We start from the raw sequence: 22,968 nt of genomic DNA on the forward strand, positions 1-22,968 counted from the left end.
CAATGATCACCGTACGAAGGAATAAATGGAGCACTATTCTGCATCGATTGATCTAGGAAAGAATAAACATTCATTATGTATTTTACACTTGCATCGTATATCGAATGGAGGACACGTATGGAGAATTTAGCTGATATTTGCTGGCAAGTATGCTCGCCAGAGCTACAAGCTGTATTAGTAGACCCGCAGGCTTGTGTAGTGGAAACGCTGGTACCTGGCTTTGAAGCGCAGGTATTTAAGCTATCTGTGCAGGGGCAGCATTATGTGCTCAAGCTGTGGAACGAGCAGTCTAATCCAGATATTAAGCGGCAATACGATGTACTATCGATGTTATACCAGCATAAGCTAGCTGTATCCTGTGTATACGGGTATGGTACATATCATAATCAGGCTGTACTACTTACAAGCTATGATGGAGAACCGATTCGTAAAATAACGACCCCTCATCTGTCACTGCTGGCGCGTGAGCTTGCCCATTTGCATGAAATTCGTATCGATGCGATGCAAGGCGTAGCTATCCCAACATACGGGCAGAACAGTTATTTTTATAGTGGAATAGATAAGCATTCCGAGTTATCCGCTCTACTTCATACGCTGATTCAGCATATTGAGTGGCGAGAGCCATCGATCATTCATGCTGATTATCATCCCGGCAATCTCGTATATGATGGTGAGCGGTATACGATTATCGATTGGACGAATATCCAGCTACTGGATGCACGTCTGGATCTCGCATGGACGCTGCTCATGTTGAGATTATATGTTTCAGCACGCTATGAGCGTGTGTTTCGTCAGGCTTATCTGGAAGTGCGCCCACAGGCGGAGGATCAACTGGATGCTTTTACAGCGTTAGCCTTTTTACGCTGGCTTATGCAGTATGAGAAAGGCCATACCCCGAAGCTGCCTGCCGCACGCAAGCGAGCGCAGGAGCTGGTGCAGGACAATGAATGGCTACAGCCGCATAGCGCCTTAATTGCCAGATGGATAACAACGTAGATACAGGTATAAATTATAGAGAAGAATAGCTCACAATAATCGCAACTGGAGGCGACGATATGACAATTTTTGATCCCCTGTATTATCCTTATCCTTCTCAACGCAATGCGGTATACGCAAAGCATGGTATGGTAGCGACTTCGCAACCGCTGGCGGCGCAGGCAGGTCTTGATATTTTGAAAAAAGGTGGCAATGCTGTCGATGCAGCGATTGCTACGGCTGCATGTCTAACGGTCGTAGAACCAACGTCCAATGGCATTGGCGGTGATGCGTTCGCACTGGTATGGATGAAGGATGAGCTGCACGGTCTGAATGCGAATGGGCCAGCTCCACAATCGATCTCCGTTGAAGCTGTTCAGGCAGCAGGTCATCAGCAGATGCCTACGTATGGCTGGACACCTGTGACTGTACCCGGTACGCCAGCCGCCTGGAACGAGCTATCCCGTCGATTCGGACGTTTGCCGCTGACAGAGGTGCTGGCGCCTGCGATTCATTATGCAGAGCATGGCTTTCCGATCTCGCCAACGCTGGGCTATTATTGGGAGCTGACATTCAAGCGATTCAAGGAGACGTTGCAGGATGAAGCTTATCAGGGCTGGTTTGATACCTTTGCTCCAGATGGACGAGCACCGCATATTGGAGAATTATGGCGTTCGCCTGGACATGCTGCGACGCTGCGAAGTATTGCCGAGAGTGGGGCGGCTTCTTTTTATACGGGCGAGCTGGCAGAGCAGATCGATGCTCATTCCCGACAATATGGGGGCTATTTACGAAAAGAAGACCTGGCTGCCTTTCAACCTGAATGGGTAAAGCCGATCTCGGTTGAGTATAAAGGCTATGAGGTCTGGGAGATTCCACCAGCAGGGCAAGGCTTGATCGCACTGATGGCGCTGAATATATTAAAAGGCTATTCGTTCGCCGAGCGGGATACGGTGCAGACGCATCATCGGCAATGGGAAGCGATGAAACTCGCTTTTACCGATGGACTGAAATACATCACGCAGGAGGATAAAATGACCGTGCTTGCCGCCGATCTGCTATCCGAGTCGTATGCGCAAGAGCGGCGCTCGCTGATCGGTGAAGAAGCACTACAGCCAGAGCCAGGCAAGCCGTCTGCCGGTGGCACAGTCTATCTGGCAACAGCGGATAATGAAGGCAATATGGTGTCGTACATTCAGAGCAACTATATGGGCTTTGGTTCCGGGATCGTAATTCCAGGTACAGGTATCAGTATGCAAAATCGAGGACATTCCTTCTCGCTGGATGCGGCACATGATAATCGACTGGAGCCGGGCAAGAAGACATACCATACGATTATTCCAGGCTTTTTGACTCGACACAGTCGCGCCGTCGGTCCCTTTGGCGTCATGGGTGGCTTTATGCAGCCACAGGGACATGTGCAGGTTGTGATGAATATGATCGATTTTGGATTGAATCCGCAGGCGGCACTGGATGCGCCGCGCTGGCAATGGCTGGAGGGCAAGACGATCGAGGTAGAGCCATCCTTCCCCGACCATCTCGCTCAAAGCTTGATGCGTAAAGGTCATATCATTCGACGCGCCAATAACTCGGGTGGATTCGGACGTGGACAGATCATTATACGGGATGAACAAAATGGCGTGTTGATTGGCGGCACCGAATCACGTACAGATGGCGCTATCGCTGCATGGTAGCAGGAGAGCTGTATAGGAATAGGATAGAGAATACGCTAATTTTCATACATGTTGATCCGTTTAAATAAGAACAGCTTCGATGGAAATCGAGGAAGGATTACTATTTTCTAGTCACGAAATTTATAAAGGCTTCTGTATGATTCAGTACAAACCAAGCTCAAAGCAAGCACAGTCAGGACGTAGCGCCTTCTCCATGCTTGCTCATCCAGCTATCCAGCTGTTTGGCCAGCCATAGTCCAGCACCAAGGAAGCAGACAACCGGTAATAGAAGCCATGGATGCTCGATATAGCTGTCCAGATCCGAGCCGATATACGAAACGGCAAAGATCATCACCGCGCGTCCGGTTGCGGAAGCGATGAGAAACGAACGTAGCGAGATTCCGCTCAAGCCAGCGGCAGCATGCATCACGGTGAAGGGACCAAACGGCAGCAGACTGAATAAAAATAAGTACCAGAAGCCATTCTTTTCGATCCACCCCAGACTTTTACGCATACTTTTACGTTCAGCAATACGCTGAATGAATGACCAGTGCGATAGCTTACGTACAAGCACAAATACGGTTACAATGCCGAGCATGACACCGATCCAGGAAAAGATGAAGCCGTACCATAGCCCGTTGGCAGCGGCATTCACACCGATGACGGCAAGGGTGGGCAATGGTGGAATGAATGACAATAGAAATGCCATGGCAATACTGATAAGCGGCCCGAAGGAACGATATTGCTCCACCCAGTCTGCCATGTTGATCTCTGCTGTCGGTGTTAACGTTGCGAGTAGGTTCATATCCATTGCGGCGTTCTCCTTTTCATAATATATAGCCCTATTACCCGTTCAGGACGAACACGATAGCAGAAGGAAGCATCGAAATAAAAGAGATGACTAGCATAAGCTGTGATGATGCTAACCAAATGAAAAGGAGCAGCTCATAGAGTCTGCTCCTTTTCACTGAAAAAGGCTTCGATTTTGCGGCTAATGATCAGGCAAACGACGATAAAGAGTACCACTAATGCGATATACCACGGCTTTTCCCAGTATAGCTCCAGATCGGCACCGATAAATGAAACAGCGAACACCATCAAGCCGCGTCCGAACAATATCGCGATCAAAAACGAGCGGAACCGAATGCCACTCAGCCCAGCCGCTATATTGAGCATCGTAAATGGCCCGACTGGAAACAGACTGAGCAGAAATACGTACGTAAATCCATGCTCTCTGATCCAATGGCGAGTGCGCTCGACTCGCGGCTTATTCACAATGCGTTGAAGCAGATGATGCTCGGATAGCTTGCGTATGATCAGAAAAGCGACCAGAGAACCTGTAATAATGCCGATGTACGAATACAAAAAGCCTAACCATAGCCCATATACAGCAGCATTCACACCGAGCACTACAATAGTAGGCATCGGGGGAATAAATGATTTAAGAAACGGAATCAATATACTAATCAGCGGCCCGAGTGACCGATAATCATTCATCCACCGTTTTAAATTGTCCTCGTTAATATAAGATAGCCATTCCGATATTGAAAGCTCCATTCTTTTCTGTACTCCTTCATTCAGCATTCTGGCTTCTGCCATAGGGGGATATCGTGTACAATTGCTCTTATTATAGCTGATTTGACGTTTGCCGAGACGATAGAGAATGGGCGAACTTGAGGCAATTTGAGTGAGGGACGGTTGGACTGCGATAACAGCAACAGGCAATGGACAATATACAAAAGGAATGATTGAACATGCATATTATTATTCAGTTGTCGCGTCGGCTAATAAGGATGCGCAAGTCTGTGCTTGCCTTTACAGCGTTGCTATTCATTATGCTTAGCTCTGGTATTGCTTATGCATTAGAGCCGAATACATTTGGACACTGGTTCAATGCGCTCTACTGGGTGCTAACGACGATGGCTACTGTGGGCTATGGCGATTATTTTATGGAAAGTATACCGGGGAAGCTATTTACCATTTTTCTGTATATTTTCGGAATTGGCTTACTGAGCTTGATTATCGGTAAAATTATCGATTCGATGGGTGAATATAATCGCAGAAGGGATGCGGGCAAATTGAGTTATAGTGGTCAGGGGCATATCATTATCATTAACTGGAGCAAAAAAGCACATTATGCGATCGATGAGCTATTTTCCAGTAATCCAAAGCTGGATATTTTGATTATCGATCAGCTGGAGAAGCATCCGTATGATCATCCACAGGTGCATTATGTGAAGGGCGATCCGACCAGAGAAGAAACATTGCTTCAGGCAAGCATTGCCACCGCACAGTCGGCGATTATTTTCGCAGATTCACGGATTGATGATGCTTCACTTGTAGATGGAAAATCGCTGCTTGTTGCTTCCAGCATTGAACGCACCGCTCCACAAGTACATACAACCGTTGAAATCATGCTGGAAAATCATATTCAAAACTTCCGCCATGTGCATATTAATGAATTTGTGTTATCCCATGATGCGATCTCACGGCTCGCCGTACGATCAGCTCTGCATGAGGGCAACAATGATATTATTAATCAGCTACTGAATCGTCGCTATGGAGAGGATCTGTTTCAGGTGGAGGTGCGTCCGCAGTGGCATACGTATGGAGATGCCTTTCATGCGCTACTGGCGGAAGGAGCTACGCTCATTAGTGACCGTAACGATATGACGATTAACCGCAAGCTGGATCGGCCGATTCCAGCAGAGGCGAAGCTATTCGTGCTTTGCGATGATGCGACCCATTTGAGAATTAAGGTAAATTACGCGAATGAGCTGCAATAATATCAGATCAGAAACATCGAGTAAGAGCAATTTTATTATTTTAGCTATTTACGAATAACGTTGAAGCAAGTATACTTTAGGAAATCAATACTTCGTGAGGAAGCACCTCGCAAAAGGACGATATGTCTTTTTTGCGGGGTGCTTTTTTGCGTTCCACTACAGTCGGGGAGTGAGCAGGTTGAGGAATAAGGAGGAGAACGATTGAAGCATATGATCAATAAAATGATAGCGACGACGCTTAGCATAAGTATGATATCCGGCCTACTGCCCTTATCATCCGCACTGGCATCAACTGCACCCCAATTCACAGCAACGTATCGTACAGGCGATCATGTGAAGCTGGAATGGTCAGCAACGATGGCAGATGCCGATGTGATCACACAGTCTGGATTTGAGAATCAGAATGAATTTGACGTGAAGGCTGGTGGGAGTGGTACAGCAGGCGGGCAAAGTCAGACGAGTGAGGATAAATTCAGCGGCAACTATTCGCTCAAGGTAGCGGATACGCTGGGCAAAGGAAATGCCTACTGGTATCCTTCTACCTCGGCAGATAGCTCGCGTGTGTATCTGGGAAGAAAATACGGCATTCCGCGCGGAACACCGCTATCAATCACCTTTAAGGCGAAGGCGCTGGGGACGAATGGATGGATTCAACCCTTTATGGCAGGCGGCCCGGGTAAAAGTACCTATCCATTGAATCATTTTCCACAGTATTATCCCGATATCAAAACACCGATTCACTTTACTGCACCTGTACGAGCAGGAGATACGTCGTTTACGGTGGATCGTATTGACGAGCTGAATAAAGAGTTTCTTAGACGGCAGTCTCAAAATTCATTAATGACGCTGGCAGATCGCTCCTCGACGAATTATGGCATTGGAGCGACCTACATTCAGCGGGTGGATGTTGCGAACAAACGAGTATATTTATACCCGAATCTACCGTTTCGTTCCAGCTTTGCCGCAGGAGATGATGTTGTATCGATGTACTGGGAGGATAATGCCTTTATCGGGCGCTCGCTGATTGCTAACGAAGGCTGGAAAACGTACAGTACGAACGTTATCGTCTCGACCGATACCGACATGGAGTATGAGACACGGGGAATGGATGCGATCTTTGATACAGTCGCACCAGGCACGGTATATCTGGATGAGTTTAAATTTGGCTATGCACAGCTAGTTGAATTGTATCGAGATGGTCAATCGCTGTATAAAGGATATTTGTCCGATTATGAGGATACTGGAGCTGTAGACCGGGCTGCACCGCAAGTACCGGAGCATATAGCTGCCACACCCAATAAGCAGACTCGCCAGCTGGAGCTGTCATGGAATATGGTGTCTGATATCGGCACCACGTATAGCTATCAACTGAAAGGCTATCCTCGCAATGAAAGTGCTACAGTACTGTCTACAGCACAGACGATTACCGTTACTTCTGGCATCAAAGGCTATTCGGTAGTTGTCGATACGAATCCAACGACACAGCCCTCAGGTCAAGTCACAACGACAGCAAATCGTTGGTCAACCGCGATGCCGTCTATACGCTCTTATGTTCATATTGCCGCTGTGGATCAGCAAGGAAATGTATCGCCTGCTGTCCATCTTCCGATTGTAGATGAAGATCAGCCTGTATTAACGGTCACGCCTTCTGTATCTGGCTGGACGACAGGCAATGTGGAGCTGCGTGCAGTGGCGGATGATGCGACAACATGGGTTCGTCAGGTGAGCACACCGGATCGCATCGTGTCCGGTTCAGCCGCTTCTTTTACAGCTACAACGAATGGTAGCTACACCTTTTCTGCGGAGGATTCATTTGGTAATTCTACGCAAACGACCTACACGGTGAGTAATATTGATCGGCAAGCGCCGGAGATTTTGTTTACACCGGGCAGGAGAGAGTGGTCGGCAGAGCCTGCTGAGGTAAAGGTGAATATAAGCGATACGCAGTCAGGTATTGATCCGGATCGCATTCGATATTCGTGGAGTCAAAATAAGAATATCGACGATGAGGAGCGAGAATGGCATACGTCATCGTCAAGCTCATTTACCGTCCCGATTACAGAGGAGGGCGAATGGTATTTGACCGTGCAGGCATCGGATCGAATGGGCAATAACGTGACGATGAGTACCGATCATATACGTTTGCAGCAAATGCCGACTACGCCACTATTAAACGGACGCACTCTTAGCAGCAAGCAGATCGAGCTGGAGTGGCAACAACCAGCTATGGGCTGGACAGATGGACTTCGATATGAGCTGGTCAATGAAACGACAGGTCAGCGACAGGAGCTGGAATATCCAACAGCTAGCTATATCGAGTCCGAATTAACACCAGGCACAAGGCAAAGCTATCGTATTCGTGCGCTCAACCATACAGGGACAAGCGACTGGTCAGAGCCGACCGTATTGTATACACGTCCAGATTTACCGGAGCAGGTCAGTGTCAGTCTGCAAGGAAAAGACTTTACACGCGCGCAGGTGAATATTCAGTCGGTAGCATCTGCGGATGCATATCATATTACATTTACAGATAGGACGACGGGGACAATTACCGCACAACAGACGGTAACGGGTACTACTTATGCCAGTGTAGGGCCTCTCGCGCCAAACACGCTCTATGATGTGGCGGTAACGGCTGTGAATGCAGGTGGAGAAGGCATGGCGAAGCATGCAAGCTACCTATCCTTGCCAGCGGCGCCATTTGGATTCGATAGAGTAGCCGCTTATGAACATGAGATTGAATTAAAATGGACAACGGTGACTGGAGCGGTATATGCAGACTTGCAGCGCAATGGACAATCGGTCAGCAACAATACGTATCTGTCAGGTGAGCTGGAGCAATATCGAGATATAGAGCTGCCTTCTGGCACCTTATTCAACTATGAGCTAGCACTGGCGAATACGACGGGATTTGGCTATTTTACGTATTTACCAGGCGTATGGACGTTACCGGGTCGCGTCGAAGCACTCCATTCCAGCGAAGCATCGGATACAAGCCAAACGCTACAATGGCAACCTACACGCGGTGCAACTGGATATCGATTATATGTAGATGGACGCTATAGCGATACCGTAACAGACACAACGTATACGTATCGCGAGCTTGATCCTGGCAAAGTATATACCTACACAGTCGAGGCAATCAATGCTAGTGGTACAGGTACGGCGGCGATACTCACAGCTACTACACGACCTGCTATACCAGACGGAATTCGTATCACAGATCAGACGGAACACGGCTTCAATGTGCATATGGAGCCTGTCCGCGGTGCGAATAGCTACCGTTTGCAGCTCAATCAGCAGACGTATCATAGTTCCAACGGAACATTTGCGATTACAGGCTTGCAGGCAGGCAATGCATATAGATTCCATGTACAGGCAGGCAATGATGCTGGTTATTCTAAAGCGGTATCGTTACAAACCATCACCTTACCACCTGCTGTAGAGGGTGCCCGTGTGAAGTCTAACGAAGCTGGTCAAATTGTACTCGATTGGCAGCCTGTTCAGGGTGCGAGCTATTATGAGATCAGTGATATGACAGGTAAGCTTCAGGGCATCGTTAGTCAGCCAGGCTATCATGTAAAGCTACAGCCGGGTGAATGGGCACGCACGACGATCACACCTGTAAATGATAGTGGACGTGGTCAAGCTATCACAGTGGATTATCGTGCAATACCGGACGCAGGAGATATCCTCCCCGAGCAGCTTGTGCAGATTGGACAGCGCGGTGTAGAGGATGTATTGATTCACTGGGATACAATTCCTGGTGCTGATGAATATCATCTGTATGCACCGGATGGGGGGAAGGTAGCTACAGTAAGCGGCAGCACATATGCGCTGTTGACTGGTTTAGATAGTGCAACTCGGTATACCAACTATACGCTTCGAGCTGCCAATAACGGCGGCGAAAGTCGTAGCTATCCCGTGCCCGTATTCGTCACTCGCCCTGATCCGAGCTTTACCCTTTCAACATCGGATAGTCGGCATCGTGCGACGATCACACTGACAGCGAAGGATGGCGCAGAGCAGTATGCGATATCGTCAGCCACAGGTAAGCTATTGTTCAAGGGCAAGCAGAGACAATGGGAGATTCAATCACTTCGTGCAGATACGAATTATACATTCCTTGTATGGAGCGAAAATGAAGCTGGTGATCGCTCGGCGCCTGTTCCGGTTCGCATACACACCAGTCGGGATGGACAGATTCCCGGACAGCTTGGACTTGTATCTCCACATAACGCTGGCTCATTAACTTCAGATCATAGTAATTTAGACAACAAGGCAGATGTTGTAGTCGATATGTATAAGCAAAATGTGGATACCGAGCCAGCGGAAACGACAGGAACGATTGATTTTGCAGAGGCTTCACCCGTTCGTAGCGATTTTACGGATACGCGTAACCATTTTGCTCAATTTGAAATTGATCAATTGGCAGCGCTCGGTATTTTAAAAGGGAAAACATCAACGACCTTCGCACCGGAGCTGGGTGTTACACGGTCAGAGTTCATGTCGATGCTCGTGCGGTTAGTTTATTCTGCTGATCAAATGAAAGCCGAAGCTCATAATGAAGTGGCATCGCTACCTTTCCGTGATGTACATGCTCAGGACTGGTATGTACCAGAGCTAGCTATTGCTTATGCGAATGGCTGGATTAGCGGAGTGAGTAAGACTCAATTCGCCCCGGATCAGATTATCACTCGCGAACAGGCTGCCAAAATCCTGGCACATGCGTTGCAAACGGTAGGAGCATCTGGTGAAGTAGAGTCTGCTGCCTCATCCGTTCTACTAGCTACGACAGTAGCCGATGATTATACAGATAGCGAGCATATTGCGGATTGGGCAATGATTCCGGTTCAGCAGCTTACAGCGGCACATTTACTGCAAGGCTATCCGACAGGCACATTCCAGCCACGTAAGTCGCTCAATCGTGCAGAAGCGGCATTGATGCTATATCGTTCGATGAATGGATTGCTTCATAGCCGTTCCTAAATCGTTATTTCTAGACGGAAATAGAACTAACGCTATGATTATGTAATAAACAACGAGGTATGAATACGCTGAATATGCGTAAAAAATCAGCTCCTATACAATAAGCAAATAGAAATAAACGCATAAGAGATATATTTTCAATACATTGCATATGACCGTTATGCAGTCATACACATAATAAGGCTTCTAAAGCGATCCCCGATTCCTTGCTGATCCTGAGAAACGCAATCTTCCATATTAGATATGGGAGATTGTGGCTCTGAATTAGTAAAGGGATGTGGGGATTTTGTATATGACTCGCAGGTGTTGCCATTCTCAACCAGCTGAATAACGGGTATACTAGGTTCAACAAGCATGAGCCAGGCCCCTGTCCAGTGAACAAGTATAGGCGACACCTGCTTTTCCTTTACATAGTTGATTGTCTGTCTCCTTACTATTCGCATTATTACATGCGACTAGCTGCGCTATGTATTCATCATGCGCAAGCATAGGGTAACGTCTTGCTCGCTCCGTCCTATTCGTTGTTGAAGCAAGCAGCCGATCAGGTCTGCCTGAACTCATTTGCAAATCATTGTTGAAAAGGAGCTTGTCCCATGACGAACGAATTCAAGCCTGTTATCGTAAAACACGTTGTCATCGGCGAAGGCGCGCCTAAAGTGTGTGTACCGCTGGTTGGCCGGACGACCGAGCAATTGCAGGAGGAAGCACGCTTTTTACAAACGGCTGATCTGGATGTAGTGGAATGGCGCGTTGACTTTTTTGAGCATGTTCATCATATTGAGCGTGTGCGTGCAGCATTACTGGAGATTCGTGCCTATTTGCCATCTGTGCCGTTGATTTTCACCTTCCGTACGAAGCAGGAAGGCGGCGAAACGGATATGGCGATAGATGAATATGTGCAGCTCAATCAATCGCTGGCTGCTTCCGGTCAGGTGGATATGATTGATGTGGAGCTCTTCATCGGCGATGAGCATGTGCGCGCCATTGTAGACAAAGCACATCAGCATCACGTACCGGTAATTATTTCAAATCATGATTTTGTAGCTACACCACCTAAAGAGGAGATTATTGCACGTTTACGCCAAGCACAGGAGCTGGGTGGCGATCTGTTAAAGCTAGCTGCGATGCCTCAATCGCCTGCGGATGTACTCGCTCTGATGGATGCGACCTATACGATGAAGGAGCAGTACGCGAAACGTCCGCTGATTACGATGTCGATGGCAGGGCAGGGCGTAATCAGCCGATTGGCTGGTGAATTGTTCGGTTCCGCCCTTACATTTGGGGCAGCAAAGCGCGCATCCGCTCCCGGTCAAATCCCGGTATCCGAGCTACGCAATGTGCTGAATTTATTGCATAATCAGCTGTGATGTAACAAGGCTATGGATAGTCATATGTACCAATCAAAGCCCTCACAACAGGAATCAGAATCGTCATAGCTTTCCTGTAATATCATGCCTCGTATCCTCCATACTATACATGTCTTATATCCTCCACACCTATACTGTGGAGGATTTTCCTTATTTCGGCATGTATAATACAAATAAACCAGCACGACTCTAGCTCAAATGAAGGTCTCAAGTCAAAGTTTCAAGTCACGCTTTGAATTAAAACCTCAAGTTAAAATCTCGAATCAAAGTTTAAAATTAACGTTGGAACGCCTCAAATTAACATCTGAATGTCTTGAATTAACGTCATAAGGAGATGAGATTGCTCTTATCATTCAACAAGTGTCATTCAATGGTTCCAGCTGAGAAAGGAAGGTGAATCATGTATATTGTGTCTTCGTACAAGCAGGTGTGTATAGTAGAAGAGCTAGACGCATGGGAGCAGCAGTATAATGTGAAGTTGCCGCAGTCGTATCGTGAATTTTTATTGGGATATGGTCAGGGAACGTATACTAATCTATGGCATATAGAGATGCCTGATGCCGAACGGTTAAAAGAATTTGCGGAATATGGGCTATGGGAGTATGAGCAGGAGAGTCCGATTACAGCAAGTCAGCTGACTGAATGTATCGTCATCGGCAGCACAATTGACGGGGACATGCTGGCACTACATCGTGATGTGGAAGGAGGGTTCTGGCTACCGCGTCACTCCGAGCAGATTACGGCTGTATCGTGGCAGCAGTTGCCGTGGGAGGATTTTATGAAGCAGGAGCTACGGCGGTTATATGGAGACGCTTATGATTCAGCTGCTCATAAAGCCTATTTTGAGCCGTGGAATGGACGACAGCAGCATGAATTTTTGATGCTACGTAGTGAGCATGTCATGGAGCAGGATGCATCTGCGATTGAATTTGCCAATACGCTAGAAGGCAAGCAGGCCTATTTGCGCAAGATTGCAGCGAAGCTTGCTGAGCAGTATGTGCCTGACTTGAACATCCAGACGCCGTATACGGGCAAATTATTTTATCGAGCGCTAGAGGGTTATGTTCGCTTTAACTATGCGCATGGAAATGAAGTTGCCTTATTTTACGAGCCATCTCCAGTTGATGCAGCAAACGGTACATTCCTAGATCAACTTCGTCAGCAGCTCCATGCCGCAGGAATCGAATAATTAGACTTTAAAAATAAGAACAAATGTTCTATAATGAATGTATATTACGTTGTGAATGAGCAGATACACGAATGAGAAGGAGGTCATCTTATCGTTTTGCTTCCTTCTGCGTCGTTTGCTTTCCATCTGTCCTATACATCTTATGCTGGATATGCCGTATGTGTCCTGTAGACCCTGTTACACATGCTGTAGTCGGATGATCATATTCTGGCTTTAGACCTAATGAACAGCACGAACCTATACTTAGCCTGATGTATGATTAATTCGTCCGCAGCCTCATCTGTATATACACAAAGGAGGCTTCATCTGATGGCAATTACGATTGATGATCAATACATAGACAGTCTTGCTCCTAATGCAGCAGCGGCGAAAAATGGTCGAGGCTTATTACAAAAAAAGAAATTGGTAGCGCTCTATCGTACAGCCGATGATACGTTAATTTTTGGCGAATGTGCGGGTAGCGGAAAAAGTAATTATCAATGCTCCGTCGATTTTATTCAGCAGGATAAGCCTGTATCTCGTTGCACCTGTCCAAGTCGCCAGTTTCCATGTAAGCACGCGCTGGCGATTATGTATGCGTATGCGGCAGGAGAGACCTTTAATGAGGCGCCAATTCCTGAGGATATCGCGAGTAAGCGTGAAAAGTTAGAAAAGCGTGAAGAGAAAAAGGAAGAACGCGAGCAATCGGCATCCACACCAGCCGAATCAGCACGTAAAAAAACCGCCAGTAAAAATGCGCTGAAAAAGAAAATTCAAGCGCAGCTGGACGGACTCGATTTATTGGAAAAGTTAACGTTATCGCTTGTACGAAGCGGTCTGGGTACAGCAGATAAGCAGGTCATCAAAAATATTAATGATCATGTAAAGCAGATGGGCAACTATTATTTGTCTGGTGCGCAAAATGAACTTCGTCGTCTATCTCTACTGCTAGCAGATAAATCCGATCCAGAACAGCGCTATACGGCTGAAGTAGAACAGCTGAGTCGTATTCAAGCCCTTGTGCAAAAGGGGCGTGCTCATTTGCAAGCACGTTTGGAAGACCCGGAGCTAGCGCTCGATACCGATTCACCTATCGAGGAATGGCTCGGACATACATGGCAGCTAGCTGAGCTGGAGCAGTACGGCTTGAAGCAGGAAGCTGCGGAGCTGGTACAGCTTGCTTTTGTAAGTTATGACGATGCTGGACGACAGGAATTTGTTGATCTGGGCTACTGGATGGAGCCGGATAAGGATACGATCTGGCGTACGTTCAATTATCGTCCTTATCGTGCAGTGAAGCATTTGCGTGAAGAGGACAGCTACACCGGTAGTGTGCAAGTGAACGAATGGTATCGTTATCCAGGTGATCTGAATCCGCGTATTCGCTGGGAAGGTGAAATTCCGAATAGTCTACATGCAGACCTGCTTGCACGCGTTCGTCAGCAGGCCAAGCGTAGCTATGCCGATGCCATCAAAACGGTGAAGAATCAATTGAAGAATCCACTCGCCGATGCACATCCTGCCATGCTGCTGCATGTGAAGTCAACGTATAAGGGAAACAATGGCGAGCTATATATTACAGATGAGCAGGATCAGCAATTACTGCTTGGGAATGTGCAGGATCATAGCTTTCCGATACCAGGCACCACCGCGCTCTTACCTTATATCGCGCAGGATGGATTGCACGATGCCGTTTGGCTAGGTGTATTCCAGCATCATGTGGATACGGGACAGCTACTCTTTCAGCCCTTATCGATGATTGGCGAGCAGGAGGTCATTCGCCTGCTGTACTGAACCATTTGGCTTGAGCGGTTGTGAAGCTGATTTTCCCATAATCGATTGTGAGTAGGAGAATCAACAGGATTAGGCTAGAGCATGCATGACCGCATGACCCTTCCATTTCAAATTTGATCAGGCTGTTCATTGATCGACATGTTGAATACCAATAGATGAGTACGATACTAAGGATACGGAATGCACAAGGAGGAAAGGCTATGAGTACAGCATTACTTCAAGAGGTGTATCAGGAGACTCGACGTTTATATATAGCAGGCAGCGATCTAGCAAAGGATGATTTTAGATTGAATCGGCTGCTGCCTAGATTACAGCAGTTGGGTGAACGTTCACCTGTATTTAAGCGAATCGGTGATGGAGTGGCGACATTACTGGCAGGCTCCTCTACGTCAGAAGGTGAGGACTCCGCGACGCAATTACAGCGCCTTACCCTGCTCGTGTTATCTGTACTGCGTACACAGGGCAGTGCAGCGAGTACATCGGAGCAGGCAGAGCCTCTATCAAGTGAGGACATTACACTGCGCACTCGATTGACGTATCGTCAGCTTGCTCCCGTGCAGCAGGCATTGACGACAACAGGTGGCGGTCGCTATGAGATTGTGAAGCATGCGTGGAAGGAAAGATATTTTGAGGATGTGCGCCTACTACCGCTTGCTGTTGACGCACTGGCTGATCCGTATTCGGATATTGCTGAGTTAGCAATGAACAGCATATTGCCGGGTTATGGGAAGCCTGTTTTGCCGTATTTGATGGATGGCTTTGACCCGCAGGGCGGCAAGCTGGAAGTACGTAAAATGAAGGCGATTCAGGCGATTGCAGGTGCGGAGTATGCAGACTTTTATTTTCAAACGGCTGAAACGACCAAAGGCGATATGAAAGCTACCGCGATTGCTGGATTGGCAGGACTGGAGCAATATTTGCCTCATCTGCTGGAATGGAGTAAGGATAAGAAGAAGGAAGTGCGTGCTGTAGCGTATACTGCGCTCGCTCAGATCAGTGCGCCTGAGGCACAGGAGGTACTATTTACTAATTTCTCCGACGCAAGTCGTGATCTGGATCTAGTCGTAGATGCGTTACTCGTAAACATGCAGCCCGAACTGGCAAAACGTCTACATGCTGCGGCATGGGAAGCGCTGGAGGCAGTAGCATCGCACCCACCGAAAGATGAAGCGGTACAGCATTACAATAATGAATTAGCGGCGCATTTTCGCGTCTGGAATCATCATGATCAAGAAGCACTGCTGGAAATGTATCGGTTTATGGTAAAGCATCCTAAGCCGTTCCAAAGTATGGTGAGAGCGGATAGTTATCATAAAACCACCTTGCTTGATGAGGCTGCTGCTACGCTTGCACATAGTGGAAATAATGATGATGTAGAGTTGCTTTATCAACTGGAAAAGGTATATCCGCATTATATTCTCCGTGTAGCTAACGCTGTACATCGTCATCGTTCACCACAGGAATTTTATGAGCATTTTAGTCAGGGGCTTGGTGCTGCTAGTCACCGTGGAGGAAGACATGCGACGCCTAATAGCGCGCGTATCTTTGAATGGATGGAAGAGCAATTGGTGAAGCACGAGGATAGCGAGGTCGAACTACTATACAGTGATGGCGAGACGCATCGTTATGATCTGTGGTTTCATACATTTTTACCGCTGGAAGAAATGGAAGCAAAGTGGGATCCGCGCTGGTTAGATATTATGCTAGCTCATCATCAGACGGTGCTTGTCGCAGCGTTCGCAAGACCGGGCGTACAAGAGGTAGAGGAGCTGCTCAAGGCAGCACTGATTGAACGTGGTGATTTAACTCATCGCGATGCAAGTTTATATTTTCGTGCATTGCATCGTTTAGGCATGTCCACTAATGAACTGCGGAAGCTTTTCTGGGATGTGATGGAAAGTAAAAAGGGTAGTGCAAGTAACACGGTCGATCCATTTATTATGCGTCTGATCAGTCAATTCCCAGCGGAAGATATTGAGCGTTTGGAACAGCTCATTCCAGATAGCGATGAGAAAATTAGAGGCAAATTCCGTTATACAGCAGCTTCACAGCTACGCGCAGTCATTCAACAAATGAAGGAGATGAAGGCATGAGCAACACGGAGGCTTGGAATCAGGTACTAAGACAACCGGCAGAGCAGCTATATGCACACGAGCTAGAGGCATTGAAAAAAGCAGATAAAGGACATGTGCCACCCGGCTGGAGCATGTCGCCCCAATCCGTACTCACCTTTATTACCGGAGGAAAAGCGGGCAAGGTCGATATTACACCGAAATATATCGGGAACCGCCGTTTGGTGGAAATGGCGATTGCGACATTGGTAACGGATCGTGCGCTATTACTTATCGGCGAGCCGGGTACAGCCAAGTCATGGTTATCCGAAAATCTAACGGCTGCGATCTATGGACATTCTGGACTGGTCGTGCAGGGAACTGCGGGAACAAGTGAGGAGCATGTGCGGTATTCATGGAACTACGCAATGCTGCTGGCTAATGGCCCAACCCAGCAGGCGCTCGTGCAAAGTCCAATTATGCGTGCGATGGAAGCTGGTGGCATCGCTCGCTTTGAAGAAATTTCGCGCTGTGCGTCAGAGGTGCAGGATGCGTTAATCTCGATTTTGTCCGAAAAGACGATCTCCGTGCCGGAGCTTGGTCAGGAAATGCAGGCACGTAAAGGCTTCTCCATCATTGCGACCGCAAATACGCGTGACCGTGGTGTGAATGAGATGTCGGCGGCACTCAAGCGTCGTTTTAACATTATCGTATTGCCTGCACCGGATAGTCTGGATACTGAGGTGGAGATTGTGAAGAAGCGGGTCGCTGAGATTGCTTCTGCTTATGAGCTACAGGCAGCGGTGCCGACAGATGATGCGTTACATAAAGTCGTTACGATTTTCAGAGAGCTACGTCAGGGTATGACGCTGGATCGCAAGGATAAAGTTAAATCGCCAGCAGGTGTGATTTCTACGGCAGAGGCGATCTCGCTTCTGACCAACAGTATGTCGCTCGCAGCGAGCTTTGGCGGTGGAGAGATGACGGATGAGGATCTGGCAGCCGGTCTACAGGGGGCAATCGTCAAGGACGATGATAAGGATCGGGTCGTATGGCAGGAATATCTGGATCATGTAATGAAAAAGCGCGGTGCAGAATGGCGCGGGCTATATCAAGCCTGCAAGGAGCTGAACGGGTGAGTACGACGACGGTAGCGGATGTGCATGTATTTGGTGTGCGCCATCTGTCCCCGGGCGGTGCTTACCATCTACTACAAACGCTAGATCGTATACGTCCAACGGCTGTATTGATTGAAGGGCCAGCAGATGCGACCTCCGAAATTCGGCATCTGGTCGCAAAAGGCACCAAGCCACCGGTAGCGATTCTCGCATTTACCGATGAGCTACCGGTTCGCACGGCAATGTGGCCACTCGCGTCGTATTCACCAGAATATCAAGCTATGCAATGGGCAGCAAAAAATGGCGCTGAAGCGGAATTTATCGATCTACCCTCCTCGATTATGATCGCTATGGATGAACAATATGAGCATGGAGATCGACGTGACAATAGCTTGGGAAATCCCGATAATTTGGATGCTGATGCTGATGCTGATGCTGATGCTGATGCTGATGCTGATGCTGATGCTGTGACAGCAGATGCAGAATTGACGAATCCAGCCGATCGAGAGCAAACCGAGCCTTCTAAGTTGCCAACCGAGACAGAGCAGCATCGATCCGAAGAACCGGACGGAGGACTCGATAAAGTACAAGGTGATAATACGGAGCATCCACTGGATGCGATGTACGAACGCATTGCCGAGCTGTCTGGCGAGCCTGATTATGATTCCTACTGGGAGCGTTATTATGAGCACCAGCTAGGTGCGGATTCGTATGCGAGCTCGATTGAGCTGTTTTCAACAGAGCTTCGTCAATGGTCAGAAGAGGATGAGCGTCCCTTTGCCAAACGTGCCTTTGCTTATCATGCGGTCAGAGAAGCGTATATGCGGCGACGGATTATGGAAACGATAGAGGCAGGGCATGATCCTACACGTATCGTTGTCGTATGCGGCTCGTATCATGCGTCTGCGCTGCAAATTAGCGAACAGCTACCACCGATGAGTGATGATGAGCTGAAACGGCTACCCCAGCGCTCAACTCGTCTCACGCTCATGCCCTATTCCTATTATCGCCTGTCCTCATTATCTGGTTATGGTGCAGGGAATCACGCCCCGCATTATTATGAGCTGATGTGGAACATGATGCAAAAGGAAGCACTGCATGAGCTTCCGCATTATTATCTATCTGGTGTAGCTCGTGAGTTACGCGAGATGGGCACCTATCGCTCGACTGCCGAGGTCATCGAAGCTGTACGTATGGCGCAATCGCTAGCATCGCTACGTGGTGGAGCACAGCCCGTGCTGGGCGATCTACAGGATGCTGCACGTACATTGCTGGGTCAGGGTGAATTATCTGTTGTGGCTGAGCCGCTAGCGAGGCTGAATGTAGGCACATCGATCGGACAGCTTGCAGAGGGAGTGAGCCAAACGCCGATTCAGGATGACCTCAATCGGCTGCTCAAGCAATTAAAGCTTACACGCTACAAAACAGCGGTCGCAGCAGAGCTTGCGCTTGATCTGCGTGAAAATCGCCGTGCTAGCTCGGAAGCGTCTGCATTTCTTGATCTGCGCCGTTCCTTTTTACTGCATCGCTTGCGTCTGTTAGGTATCGACTTTGCTAAAAAAGCAGTCACACGTCAGGAGCAGGCGACATGGGCAGAGCAATGGGTATTACAGTGGTCGCCGGAGGTTGAAATTCAGGTTATTGAATCAACGCTGCTCGGTGAGACGGTAGAGGTTGCCGCAGGCTATCGTTTTCAACAGCGATTGGATGAATGTAGCACATTAGAAGAAGCCTCCAAGCTGATCGCGATTGCGATTCAATGCGGTATGATCGCTCAGCTTGAGCCGGCAAGACGTGTGCTACAGCGGCTCGCTGTTGATAATCGAGATGTATTGCAGATCGCAGCCGCCGCAGGCGAGTTATCCCGTATGATCCGATATGGCGATGTGCGGCGTGTGGATACGTCTCCGCTAGTGCCGCTGCTGGAACAGCTCTTTTTCCGTGGCTGTCTATTCTTGACCGATAATTGCAATTGTAAGGATGAGGTTGCTACATCGATGATGGGAGCGATTCATGAGCTAAATGTGATCAGTCAGGAGCATGACGAAGAGGTAGATGGAGCGCTCTGGCTACAGGAGCTGGGCGAGCTGATGCGGCGTGATGATCTCAACGCGCGTCTGTCAGGCTTTGCGTGTGCGGTGCTTATGGAGCGGTCAGCGATTGATCAGCAGGATATCGCTTCGGAAATGGCACGTCGTTTGTCACCGGGTGTACCAGCAGAGCTGGGAGCGGGCTGGTTTGAGGGTCTGTCCGGACGTAATCGCTATATGCTATTGTCGCGTCTGAGCTTATGGCAGCAGCTGAGCGACTATATGGATGGACTGGAAGATGAGCACTTTATGCGTGCGCTCGTATTTTTGCGTCGTGCGTTCAGTACATTCTCGGCTGCGGAAAAGTCGCAGGTGGCAGAGCTACTTGGTGAGGTATGGGGCATTCATGCTGAACAGGTAGCAGAGCTATTGACTGGTGAGCTGGAGGAAAAAGAAGAGCAGATGCTGGATGATCTGAATGAGTTTGATTTTGATGATTTTTAAGTGAGATGAACACAACGAGTTCTCATTTGTAAATATATATTGTGAATGCTATGAATAGATGCACGCCTAAGCTTATCCGCCTAAAGCATAACTGCTTACGAATGCTAAACGGAAAGGAGTTGAACACATCGTGAAACGAATCGGTTATACAGCAGCTGTAGAGAGTCAATTGATCCAGCCTCGATTATCGGAGGATGATGGAACAGTTGCTGGGTCATCAGGCGAGCGTATATCTACACAGGCATCGTCCGCATCAACCGAATCTAGCTCATCACCGGATTCCCCTGTATCACTCCCATCAGAGTCATCTCAGGATTCTGCTGTATCCACGCAATCAGGGTCATCGCAGTACTCCAATATGGCTCCAACTGAAGCAGCCACAAAACGATTGGCTCGCTGGCGCTTGATTCTAGGCACAGCGGCTGAAGAGGAGTTGAATACATTACGGCAATGTGTATCGCCGGATAACCCCTTATTATCTGGTGATGAACGTGTGATGGATGCAGCACTGGCGGCTATTTATGATGAGACAGGCGGCACAGTTGCAGCTGGGCAGTCCAATAGCTCGCATACGACGTCCAGAGGAGCAGGTAGTGGTGCTTCGGCTCCAGTATTATCACGCTGGCTTGGCGATGTGCGGACATTTTTCCCGGACGATGTCGTATCGATTATTCAGCAGGATGCGATGGAGCGTAAAGGCTGGAAGCAGCTTTTGTTTGAGCCTGAGGTGCTTGCGCATGTGAAGCCTGATATTGCAATGGTCGGTACACTGATGGCGCTCAAGGGCAAAATTCCGGAGCGAACGAAGGAAACGGCACGTCAGCTGATCGGTGCGGTCGTAGAGGATTTGAAAAAACGGATGGAGAGTAATCTGCGACGTGCCGTGACGGGTGCGCTGAATCGTCGCCAGCATTCTCCTTTACCTTCGCTGAGTGGGATTGACTGGAAACGCACAATCCAGCGTAATCTCAAGCATTATGATGTAGAGCATAAGCGGATCATTCCTGAAAAGTTTTATTATTTTGACCGTGCGCAGCGTAGTAACGAGTGGAAGGTCATTATCGATATTGATCAGAGTGGCTCGATGGCGGATTCGATCATCTGGGCATCGGTCGTCGCGGCGATCTTTGCCAGCCTGCCATCACTGGATACGCGGGTCGTTGCCTTTGATACATCGGTCGTCGATCTGACGGAGCAATGCAATAATGATCCAGTCGATATGCTGTTTGGTATTCAGCTAGGCGGTGGTACAGATATCGACAAATCCGTTTCCTATTGCCAGCAATTCATTGAAGAACCGAAGAAAACATTGTTTATTCTGATCTCCGATCTGTACGAAGGTGGCAATCAGAGTCGGCTTGTGCGGCGGATGCGCGAAATGCGCGAATCCGGTGTGAAAACGCTCTGTCTGCTGGCGCTATCGGATGATGGAAAGCCCTTTTACGATGCAAATATAGCGAAGCGTTTTACCCGTGATGGCACGCCAAGCTTTGCCTGCACGCCGAATCTTTTACCCGCGCTAGTAGAGGGGGCGCTCAAAAATCAGAACCTGTCGGAACTCGTGCAGCGTCTTGGCGTGAAGCTGGACAGCTAAGCTCCTTTTGTTTACGAATGCTCCAAATCGTGTAACCAATGGGTAGAGCTGCTTTTCGAGGAATGATCGGTTCCCGGCAAAGCACAGCATGAAACTACACTTTGGAAACGATGAAGGAGGCAGCATTATGTACCCGGATCTGGCAGGCAAAACAGTAGTCATTACAGGCGCAGCAACTGGTATCGGTCAGGCGATTGCGCTTCGTTTTGGACAGGAAAAAGCAAATGTGGTCATTAATTATCATAGTAACCATGATGGTGTAGAGGAGACGATTGCCAAGATTAAGGAAGCTGGCGGTCAGGCGATCGATGTGCAGGGAGATATGTCGAATGAAGAGGATGCACAGCGCATCGTTCAGACGGCACATGATACCTTTGGCAGCATGGATATTATGATCAATAATGCAGGGATGGAAAATGAAGTGCCTTCCCATGAGCTGTCCGTGGACGATTGGAACAAGGTTATCAATGTGAATCTGACCGGTGCTTTTCTCGGTAGTCGTGAAGCGCTTCGGTATATGCTGAAGCATCAGATTAAGGGCAGCATTATCAATATGTCGAGTGTGCATGAGATTATTCCGTGGCCGCACTTTGTGCACTACACTGCCAGTAAGGGCGGTGTGAAAATGATGACGCAAACGCTGGCGATGGAATATGCACCGCATGGCATACGAGTGAACGGTATCGCACCAGGCGCGATCAATACCCCTATCAATGCGGAGAAGTTCAAAGATCCGGAGAAAAAGGAAGCGGTGACCAAGCTGATTCCAATGGGCTATATTGGTGAACCGGAAGAAATCGCTGCTGTCGCTGTATGGCTGGCATCCTCCGAAGCAAGCTATGTGACCGGGATTACATTGTTCGCGGATGGCGGTATGACGAAGTATCCTTCCTTCCAGGGCGGAAACGGCTAAATCGGA

The 22,968-nt window shown here is 48.4% G+C and carries 14 protein-coding genes; 12 read left to right on the forward strand and 2 right to left on the reverse strand.

What is annotated here, in order from left to right; translation table 11 throughout:
- The first annotated feature begins 117 nt into the window (after positions 1 to 117).
- Together SK066_RS04665 and SK066_RS04670 are read left to right on the forward strand one after the other, a co-directional pair.
- Positions 118 to 996: a phosphotransferase gene (locus SK066_RS04665; RefSeq protein WP_320543831.1), complete on the forward strand. Its 879-nt coding sequence runs from the start codon at positions 118 to 120 to the stop codon at positions 994 to 996.
- 59 nt (positions 997 to 1,055) lie between these two features.
- A complete protein-coding gene (locus tag SK066_RS04670; protein WP_320543832.1) occupies positions 1,056 to 2,669 on the forward strand; it encodes a gamma-glutamyltransferase family protein in 1,614 nt (537 codons plus the stop codon).
- A 172-nt stretch (positions 2,670 to 2,841) separates the two neighbouring features.
- Here SK066_RS04670 and SK066_RS04675 read toward each other — a convergent pair whose 3' ends face one another.
- Entirely contained in the window at positions 2,842 to 3,459 is a 618-nt protein-coding gene (locus tag SK066_RS04675) for a TVP38/TMEM64 family protein (RefSeq protein WP_229685901.1), read from the reverse strand.
- A gap of 134 nt (positions 3,460 to 3,593) precedes the next feature.
- Complete coding sequence (locus tag SK066_RS04680) at positions 3,594 to 4,205, reverse strand: TVP38/TMEM64 family protein (RefSeq protein ID WP_320543833.1); 612 nt, start codon at positions 4,203 to 4,205, stop codon at positions 3,594 to 3,596.
- A gap of 197 nt (positions 4,206 to 4,402) precedes the next feature.
- Here SK066_RS04680 and SK066_RS04685 point away from each other — a divergent pair, with 197 nt between their 5' ends.
- The 10 genes from SK066_RS04685 (at position 4,403) to SK066_RS04730 (ending at position 22,962) form a co-directional block, all read left to right on the forward strand.
- Positions 4,403 to 5,434, forward strand: a complete 1,032-nt coding sequence (locus SK066_RS04685; protein ID WP_320543834.1) for a potassium channel family protein — start codon at positions 4,403 to 4,405, stop codon at positions 5,432 to 5,434.
- A 210-nt stretch (positions 5,435 to 5,644) separates the two neighbouring features.
- Positions 5,645 to 10,423 (forward strand): fibronectin type III domain-containing protein, encoded by a 4,779-nt coding sequence (locus SK066_RS04690; protein WP_320544803.1) that lies wholly within the window; start codon positions 5,645 to 5,647, stop codon positions 10,421 to 10,423.
- A gap of 593 nt (positions 10,424 to 11,016) precedes the next feature.
- On the forward strand, positions 11,017 to 11,790 hold the full coding sequence (gene aroD, locus SK066_RS04695) for a type I 3-dehydroquinate dehydratase (protein ID WP_320543835.1): 774 nt from the start codon (positions 11,017 to 11,019) through the stop codon (positions 11,788 to 11,790).
- A 400-nt stretch (positions 11,791 to 12,190) separates the two neighbouring features.
- On the forward strand, positions 12,191 to 12,979 hold the full coding sequence (locus SK066_RS04700; protein ID WP_320543836.1) for an SMI1/KNR4 family protein: 789 nt from the start codon (positions 12,191 to 12,193) through the stop codon (positions 12,977 to 12,979).
- Between the two features lie 309 nt (positions 12,980 to 13,288).
- Positions 13,289 to 14,752: an SWIM zinc finger family protein gene (locus tag SK066_RS04705; protein ID WP_320543837.1), complete on the forward strand. Its 1,464-nt coding sequence runs from the start codon at positions 13,289 to 13,291 to the stop codon at positions 14,750 to 14,752.
- A 200-nt stretch (positions 14,753 to 14,952) separates the two neighbouring features.
- Positions 14,953 to 16,845, forward strand: coding sequence for a hypothetical protein (locus tag SK066_RS04710; RefSeq protein ID WP_320543838.1), 1,893 nt, complete (start codon positions 14,953 to 14,955; stop codon positions 16,843 to 16,845).
- Positions 16,842 to 17,942: an AAA family ATPase gene (locus SK066_RS04715; RefSeq protein ID WP_188776879.1), complete on the forward strand. Its 1,101-nt coding sequence runs from the start codon at positions 16,842 to 16,844 to the stop codon at positions 17,940 to 17,942. The genes SK066_RS04710 and SK066_RS04715 overlap by 4 nt, the downstream gene beginning before the upstream one ends.
- Positions 17,900 to 20,455, forward strand: coding sequence for a DUF5682 family protein (locus SK066_RS04720; protein WP_320543839.1), 2,556 nt, complete (start codon positions 17,900 to 17,902; stop codon positions 20,453 to 20,455). The genes SK066_RS04715 and SK066_RS04720 overlap by 43 nt, the downstream gene beginning before the upstream one ends.
- 358 nt (positions 20,456 to 20,813) lie before the next feature.
- Positions 20,814 to 22,049 (forward strand): VWA domain-containing protein, encoded by a 1,236-nt coding sequence (locus SK066_RS04725; RefSeq protein WP_320544804.1) that lies wholly within the window; start codon positions 20,814 to 20,816, stop codon positions 22,047 to 22,049.
- Positions 22,050 to 22,176: 127 nt separating this feature from the next.
- Positions 22,177 to 22,962, forward strand: coding sequence for a glucose-1-dehydrogenase (locus SK066_RS04730; RefSeq protein WP_320543840.1), 786 nt, complete (start codon positions 22,177 to 22,179; stop codon positions 22,960 to 22,962).
- Positions 22,963 to 22,968: the final 6 nt, after the last annotated feature.

Origin of the sequence: Paenibacillus hunanensis (assembly GCF_034055775.1) — a bacterium.
Classification (GTDB): domain Bacteria; phylum Bacillota; class Bacilli; order Paenibacillales; family Paenibacillaceae; genus Saccharibacillus; species Saccharibacillus hunanensis.